This is a genomic window from Isoptericola sp. NPDC056618 (genome assembly GCF_042792715.1).
In the GTDB taxonomy this organism is placed as follows: domain Bacteria; phylum Actinomycetota; class Actinomycetes; order Actinomycetales; family Cellulomonadaceae; genus Isoptericola; species Isoptericola nanjingensis.
Window position 1 is genome coordinate 1 of sequence record NZ_JBHTVZ010000010.1, and the last position, 7,587, is coordinate 7,587.

Below are 7,587 nucleotides of genomic sequence, written 5' to 3' on the forward strand. Positions count from 1 at the left end.
ACGCTCGCGCCGATCAGCGAGGGGGCGTAGAAGATCGACCGGTACGCGCCCTGACCCCGGTGCTTCATGTTCAGCACCATCGCGACCAACAGGGCAGCCGCCAGCTTGATCGGCGTGCCGACCAGCACATAGATCGCCGTCACCTTCGCCGACGTCCAGAACCGGGGGTCCTCGAACAGCTTCGTGAAGTTCTCCAACCCCACCCACGACGGCGGCCTGAACAGGTCATAGTCCGTGAACGCCAGATACAACGACGCCACCATCGGGAACGCCGTCAGCACCACAAAACCCACCAACCACGGCGACAAGAACGCGAACCCCGCACCCGCCTCACGGCGACGCTTGGCGCGCCCCCGCTCGGGGGACGCGTTCTGCGTCCCCCGAGCGGCGTCGAGCGTGGTGCCCGAAGTCACCGCAGTCACGACTGCTTCACCGCGCTGTCGGCGAAGGAGAACCACTGCGTGACGAACTCGTCGACCGTGATGTTGCCGTACCCGAGCTCCTCACCGAGGCGCTTGAACTCCGCCTCGATCTCGCCGAAGCCCTCGACCGGGACCGGGGCGGGCTCGGTGACGACGTCCGCCACCTGCTCCTCGTACTTCACGACCTGCTCGTCCACCGAGCCGGGCTCGACCTCCATCGCGTCGATCTGCGCCTGGACGGCGGGCACGCCCTTCGAGGTGCCGAAGATCTTGCCGACCTCCGGCTCGTTGATGAGGAAGTCGATGAGCGCCGCGGAAGCCTCCGGCTGCTGGGTCTGCGCCGACGCGGAGAGCAGCATCGACGGCTTCCAGAACTGCGACGGGCCGTTCTCGCCGGACGGGATCGGGAGCATCTGGATGTCCTCGCCGGACTCGGCCACGTAGCCCGCCAGGAAGTTGTCCCACGTCGACTCGGACGCGACCTCGTTGACGTGGAACCCGCCGAGCGGCTCCAGCTGCTTGTTCTTCTTGATCGGGTAGATCGCCTCGGAGTCGCGCAGCCCCTGGCCCAGGTTCAGCCACTCGGTCATCTGCGCCTCGTCGAAGTTGAGCTTGCCGTCCTCGCTGAACGGCTCGACGCCCTGCTGGATGAGCCACTGCAGGAAGAACCAGAACGTCGCGGTGAAGTCGCCGCCGCCGTACAGGGCCGGGTCCTCGCCGGCGCCCGCCTCGGTGACCTTCTCGATCCACGCGCTGTAGTCGTCCCAGGTGTAGCCCTCGGCGAGCGGCTCGACGCCCACCTTCTTGAGCAGGTCGGCGTTGTAGAACGTGGCGAGCGTGTTGGTGCTCGTCGGGACGCCGTACTGCGCGCCGTCGATCTGCCCGGAGGTGAGGAGCGAGTCCTCCACGCCGTCGGTGTTCAGGTTGACGCCCACCTGGCCGCCCAGGTCGAGAAGCTGCCCCGTGGCGCCGTACTGGCGCAGGTAGGACAGGTCCATCTGGATGACGTCCGGCAGTGCGCCGCCCGCGGCCTCGGTGGCGCGCGCGGTCCAGTAGCCGTCCCAGTCCTGGAACTGGGTCTGCACCGTGATGTTGGGGTGCTTCTCCTCGAAGAGGTCCACCGCCTTCTCGTACATCTCGGCACGGGCGGGCTCGCCCCACCAGGCGAGCGAGATGGTGATGTCCTCGTCGGTGCTCACCTTCTCCGCGGAGCCCGGCTCCGCAGTGTCGGCGCCGCCTCCGCAGGCGGTGAGGGTGAGGGCGACGGCGACCGCCGCCGCGGCCGCGCCGGCGGCCTTCCGCGTGATCCTCATGTGAGCCTCCTCGCTCGTCGATCGTCCACGATCGTCGGCGACGAGGACGCCCCGTTGACCCCTCGTTCGGCTGCCGACTGAATCGATAAAACAGGATTCGGTAAGCGTTGTCCAGCCCCGGGGTGCTCCGAGTCACATCACGATCTCGCAACGAGCCCTGACGCGTTCCCGCGGCGACGACCCGTCGCGGCACGGCGAGAGCCGCGACGGCCCGCGCACGTGTGATCGCTCACATCCGGCCGGCAGCCTACGTGGCGGCGGCGCCGTGCGACGAACCCGCAGGAGAGAGGGGGCGCTGCCCTGTCCGCCCGCGTTCCCTCGAGCCGTCAGAGCCAGGCGGGCCTGGGGCCACCTGGCTCTGACAGCTCGCGAGATCGTGCGGTCACCAGCCCGCGGCGGGCGAGCTCAGACCTCCGCGAGCTCCGGCACCTGGGCCAGCACGGCGTCCACGAGCCCGGCGTCCGTGCCGACGCCCTCCGGCAGCAGGCCCGGCAGCGCCAGCAGCGCCCGCGCGACGTCGGCCGGCGACGCGGCCGCCGGGTCCCCGCCCCCGGCACCGGCCACGACGTCGGCGAGGTCCTGCGCCCGCGGGTCGTCGACGAGCCGGCCGGCGGCCGCCTCCCGGCGCACCACCTCGCTCCACGCCGCGAGCGCGAACGCCGCCCCGGCCGGGACCGCGCCCGCCGCGAGCCGGTCCGCGACGATGCCGCCCCAGCGGAACGGGATCTTCTGGGTGCCGTCCATCGACACCTGGACCGTGGTGTGGCCCGTGGCCGGGTTGGCGAACCGCTCCAGCAGCGACTCCGCGTACGCGCGCAGGTCGGAGCCGTCGGGCGGGGTGAGCGTCGGCAGCGCGTCGTCGAGCATGAAGGCGCGGGCCCGCTCGTGCAGCACGGGGTCGGTCACGGCCTCCGCGAGCGTCGCGTGACCCGCCAGCCGACCCGCGTACGCGAGCAGCGAGTGCGTACCGTTGAGCAGCCGCAGCTTGGCCTGCTCCCAGGGCGCGACGTCGTCGGTGAACGTCGCGCCCGCCTTCTCCCAGGCGGGGCGCGGCCCGGCGAACCGGTCCTCGATCACCCACTGGCGGAACGGCTCCCCGACGACGAGGCCCTCGTCGCGGGTGCCGAGCTCGCGCTCCACGGCGTCCCGCTGGGCGGGCGTCGTCGCGGGCACGATCCGGTCCACCATCGAGCACGGGAACGCGACGTCGGTCGCCAGCCACGACCGCAGCCCGGCGCCCTGCTCCCCCGGGAGCGCCGCGTCCACCGCCTCGCCCACGAGCCGCCCCAGAACGTGCCCGTTGTCGACCATGTTGTCGCAGGTCAGCACCGTGATCGGGCGCCGCTCCCCCGCCGCCTGGGCAGCACGCCACCGGGCCGCGAGCCCGCGCACGAGCAGCCCGACCGCCGTCGCGCCCGGGACGGCGGCGTCGCCGGCGGCGAGGGCGTCCAGGTCCGGGCGCACCCGCTCGACGTCGAGCCCGCCGTCCGCGCCGCGGGCGTACCCCTTCTCGGTGACGGTCAGCGTCACGACGTGGGTCGTGGGCGCCGCGATCGCCTCCAGCACCCGCGCGGTCTCCTCCGCCGGCCAGGCGACGTCGAGCACCGCCCCGACCAGGTCCAGCCGGGTCTCGTGCGTGCCCGCGGTGAGCACCGCGTAGGCGCCGCCCTGCGGCCGGAGCTGGTCGCGCACGGAGGCCGACCGCTGTGTGACGCCGAGGATGCCCCAGCGGCGGTCCCCCGTGGCGCGGGCGGCCAGCTCCGTGAACACCGCCTGGTGCGCACGGTGGAACGCCCCGATCCCCAGGTGCACGATGCCCACCTGGTCGGGGGTCACCGGCGCCTCGAGGTGGGCGGGCAGGTGGGAGCGGTGCAGGCGGTCGGTCATGGTTCCTCCGTCGTCCGGCGGCGTCGCCGGGATGGTGCGTCCGTGTCGGTCGGGGTGGTCAGGGGGCGTCGGGGGCGGGCCTCGGCGCCGCGGCGCGCGGGGGTGCGGTCGATCCGCGGACGACGAGCTCGACGGGGAGCGTCACGTCGCCCTGCAGGGCCCCGTCGTCCTTGCCCGGGCGCAGGACCAGGCGGTCGACGGCCACCCGGCCGGAGTCGCGGAGGTCGGTCCGCAGGGTGGTGAGGGGCGGGGCCAGGAGCTCCGCGACGTACGCGTCGTCGCAGCCGACCACGGACAGGTCGCCGGGCACGTCGAGGCCGCGCACCCGCAGGCGCTCGACCAGGCCGGCGGCCACGAGGTCGTTGAAGGTCACGACCGCCGTCGCGCGGGTGGCGACGACGAGGTCCGCCGCCGCGTGCCCGCCGGCGACCTGGGGCCGGTGCGGCCCGAGCTCCACGAGCTCGACGTCGCCGAGCCGCGCGGCGGCCGCGCGGAGGCCGGCGCGGCGGCGGCCGTCCGACCACGAGCGGGCGGGCCCGCCCACGTAGGCGACCTTCGCGTGACCCAGCGCCCGCAGGTGCTCGAGGGTGCGCAGCATGCCCGCCTCGTGGTCGGCGACGACCGACGGCAGCCCGTCGACGTGGTGGTTGACCAGCACCACCGGTCGGCCCTCGAGCGCCTCGACCGTGCGCTCCACCGCGCGCGGCGAGCACAGGATGATGCCGTCGGTCTGCGGAGCCAGGCCCGAGACGGCCTCGGTCTCGAGCTCGGGGTCCTCGTCGGAGTCGACGACGAAGAGCCCGACGCCGCGTTCGCGCGCCTGGGCCTGGGCGCCCTTGGCGATCGCCGCGAAGTAGGGGTTGGCGAGGTCGGGCACCACGAGCCCGAGCGCTCCGGAGCGGCCCGCGCGGAGCACGCTGGCCGCCCGGTTGGGCCGGTAGCCGAGCTCGCGCGCCGCGGACGTCACCCGGTCGCGCGTCGCCACGGCGACCCGCTGCGGGTCGGTCAGGGCGCGCGAGACCGTCGAGATCGACACGCCGGCCGCCCGCGCGACGTCGTGCACCGTGACCACGACCACCGTCTCCTCGAACCGCCGCTCGCATCCGGACGATGCGAACGTTTGCCAGATCGTCGCACATCTCGGCTCGCCGTGTCTGCACCCCGCCGCGGACGCCTTGGGGATTCCGTGCCCGGCGGTCGGCAGGCTACGATGCAAACGTTCGCATCCCATCTCGACGTTGAGGAGCTCCTGTGAGCGAGCGCTGGACCCTGCACCCCGACCGGGCGCTGCCCGCCGACCCCGGATCCCGGGTACTGGCCCGCGAGATCTACGCCGCGGTGCGGGACCTGCCGATCGTCTCGATGCACGGCCACGTGCCGGTCGAGTGGTTCGCGGACGACGCGCCCTTCGGCGACCCGGCCCAGCTCGTCGTCGTGCCCGACCACTACCTCACGCGGATGCTGGTCTCCCAGGGCGAGACCCTGCCCCGCCTCGGCGTCGGCTCCACGGACGACGAGGCCGTCGAGACCGACCCGCGCGAGATCTGGCGCCGGTTCTGCGCCGGGTGGAAGCACTTCCGCGGCACGCCCACCCGCTACTGGCTGGAGCACGTGCTCGTCGAGATCTTCGGCGTCACGCAGCGCCCGTCGGCCGAGACGGCCGACGCCCTGTACGACCAGGTGGCCGCGCGGCTCGCGGAGCAGGAGTTCCGTCCCCGCGCACTGCTCGACGCCTTCAACATCGAGGTCATCGCCACGACCGACCCCGCCTGGGCGACCCTCGACGCCCACGCGAAGCTCGCCGCCGACGGCTACGGCGACCGCGTGCTGCCCACCTTCCGGCCCGACCCCCTGCTGCACGTCGACCGCGCCACCTGGCGCGACGACGTCGCGCGGCTCGGCGAGGCGGCCGGCGTCGACGTCACGTCGTACGACCGCTACCTCGAGGCCCTGCGCGCGCAGCGCGAGCGCTTCGTCGCCGCGGGCGCGCGGGCCACCGACCACGGCCACCTGTACGCCGACACGGCGCCGCTGGACGACGCCGACGCCGCGCGCATCCTCGACAAGGCCCTCGCCGGCACGGTCACGGCCGCCGAGGCGCAGGCGTTCAGCGGGCACATGCTGTTCCAGATGGCCGCGATGTCGGCGGAGGACGGCCTCGTGATGCAGCTGCACCCCGGCGTGCTGCGCGACCACGCGAGCGCCCCGTTCGCCGCGTTCGGCCCGGACAAGGGCTACGACATCCCGGTGGTCACCGAGTTCACGCACTCGCTGCGCCCCGTGCTGGACGCCTTCGGCCACCACCCGGGCTTCCGGATGATCGCGTTCACGGTGGACGAGGACGTGTACTCGCGCGAGCTCGCTCCGCTGGCCGGCGTCTACCCGTCGCTGCGGCTCGGCGCCCCGTGGTGGTTCCTCGACGCCCCCGACGCGATGCGGCGGTTCCGCGAGGCCGCCACCGAGACGGCCGGGTTCAGCAACATGAGCGGCTTCGTGGACGACACCCGCGCGTTCTGCTCCATCCCCGCCCGGCACGACCTGGCCCGGCGCGTCGACGCCGGCTACCTGGCCCGCCTGGTGGCGGAGCACCGCCTCGACCTGGACGAGGCGGTCGACGTGGCCACCGACCTGACCTACCGCCTGCCGCAGGCGGCCTACTCCCGCCCCTGATCGTGGTGGGCGCGCAGAACGACGCACGACGAACGCTTGGAGTCACGCAGTGAAGATGGGTTTCCGCTGGTACGGCGAGGGCAACGACACGGTCACGCTGGACCACGTCCGGCAGATCCCCGGCGTCGAGACGATCGTGTGGAGCCTGCACCACAAGCAGGCCGGCGAGGTGTGGGAGCAGGCGGAGATCGACGCCGAGGTCGCACGCATCACCGGCCTGACCGACGAGGCCCGGGCCCGCGGCGTGACGCGCACGCTCGACGCCGAGGTGGTCGAGTCGGTCAACGTGCACGAGTCGATCAAGCTGGGGCGCACCGTCCTCGGGCTGAGCCGTGACGAGGCGATCGAGAACTACGTGACGACGCTCCGGCGGCTGGGCCGGGCCGGCGTGAAGGTGGTCTGCTACAACTTCATGCCCGTCTTCGACTGGCTGCGCACCGACCTGTGGCACCCGCTGCCCGACGGCTCGACCGCGCTGTTCTTCGAGAAGGCGGTCGTGGACCGGATGACGCCCGAGGGCCTCATCGCCGACATGGAGGCCGGGTCGCACGGCCTCACGCTGCCCGGCTGGGAGCCCGAGCGGCTCGCGGGCTTCACCGAGCTCAACGCCGCGTACGAGGGTGTCACGCACGAGGACATGTACGCGAACTACCGGTACTTCCTCGACGCGGTGGTCCCGGCGGCGGAGGAGGCCGGGATCAAGCTGGGCGTGCACCCGGACGACCCGCCGTTCGACGTCTTCGGCTGGCCGCGCGTCGTGTCGACGCCGGACGACCTGCAGCGCGTGCTCGACCTGCACCCGAGCCCGAACCACGGCCTCACGCTGTGCCTCGGCAGCTTCTCGGCGAACCCGGCGCAGGCGCCGCTCGCGGCGGACACCGTGCGCCGGTTCATGGACCGCATCCACTTCACCCACGTGCGGAACATCAAGCACTTCCCGAACGGCGACTTCACGGAGGTGGGGCACCGGGCGTGCGAGGGCGACGTCGACACGACCGGGATCATGAAGGCGTACGCCGAGGCCGGGTACACCGGCTACGTCCGCCCCGACCACGGCCGCCACCTGTGGGACGAGAACACCACGAACAAGCCCCGCCCCGGCTACGGCCTGTACGACCGCGCGCTGGGCATCCAGTACCTGCTCGGCGCGTGGGACGCGTTCCGTTACGCCGTCTGATCCGTCGGTCGGGCCCGTCGAGACCTGACGTCTCGACGGGCCCGCCCCGCGGACCCCCCCGGTGTGCATGTCGAAAACCCCAACGAGAGGGCAGGCATGCCCCACCAGACGACCGCCG

At 73.0% G+C, this 7,587-nt stretch carries 6 protein-coding genes; 2 read left to right on the plus strand and 4 right to left on the minus strand.

Features of this window, described 5'->3' with window-relative positions; all coding sequences use genetic code 11:
• From ACFQ8T_RS13085 to ACFQ8T_RS13100, 4 genes are all read right to left on the minus strand, one after another.
• Window positions 1–422: carbohydrate ABC transporter permease (locus ACFQ8T_RS13085; protein WP_430546958.1), on the minus strand; the 422-nt coding region annotated here is incomplete at its 3' end.
• Entirely contained in the window at window positions 419–1,735 is a 1,317-nt protein-coding gene (locus tag ACFQ8T_RS13090; protein WP_430546959.1) for an ABC transporter substrate-binding protein, read from the minus strand. The genes ACFQ8T_RS13090 and ACFQ8T_RS13085, both read right to left, overlap by 4 nt.
• A gap of 405 nt (window positions 1,736–2,140) precedes the next feature.
• Entirely contained in the window at window positions 2,141–3,622 is a 1,482-nt protein-coding gene (locus ACFQ8T_RS13095; RefSeq protein WP_430546960.1) for a mannitol dehydrogenase family protein, read from the minus strand.
• Between the two features lie 58 nt (window positions 3,623–3,680).
• Complete coding sequence (locus ACFQ8T_RS13100; RefSeq protein WP_430546961.1) at window positions 3,681–4,694, minus strand: LacI family DNA-binding transcriptional regulator; 1,014 nt, start codon at window positions 4,692–4,694, stop codon at window positions 3,681–3,683.
• A gap of 179 nt (window positions 4,695–4,873) precedes the next feature.
• On the opposite strand from ACFQ8T_RS13100, the gene uxaC reads away from it, so the two are divergent.
• Window positions 4,874–6,292 carry a glucuronate isomerase gene (gene uxaC, locus ACFQ8T_RS13105; protein ID WP_430546962.1) on the plus strand — a complete coding sequence of 473 codons (1,419 nt, stop codon included), beginning with the start codon at window positions 4,874–4,876 and terminating at the stop codon, window positions 6,290–6,292.
• A 55-nt stretch (window positions 6,293–6,347) separates the two neighbouring features.
• A complete protein-coding gene (locus ACFQ8T_RS13110; RefSeq protein ID WP_430547074.1) occupies window positions 6,348–7,469 on the plus strand; it encodes a mannonate dehydratase in 1,122 nt (373 codons plus the stop codon).
• Window positions 7,470–7,587: the final 118 nt, after the last annotated feature.

Excerpts from the sequence above, each read along its gene's own strand:
- ACFQ8T_RS13110 (WP_430547074.1), top strand. The coding sequence starts at position 6,348 with ATGGGTTTCCGCTGGTACGGCGAGGGCAACGACACGGTCACGCTGGAC.
- ACFQ8T_RS13090 (WP_430546959.1), bottom strand. The coding sequence starts at position 1,735 with ATGAGGATCACGCGGAAGGCCGCCGGCGCGGCCGCGGCGGCGGTCGCC.
- ACFQ8T_RS13095 (WP_430546960.1), bottom strand. The coding sequence starts at position 3,622 with ATGACCGACCGCCTGCACCGCTCCCACCTGCCCGCCCACCTCGAGGCG.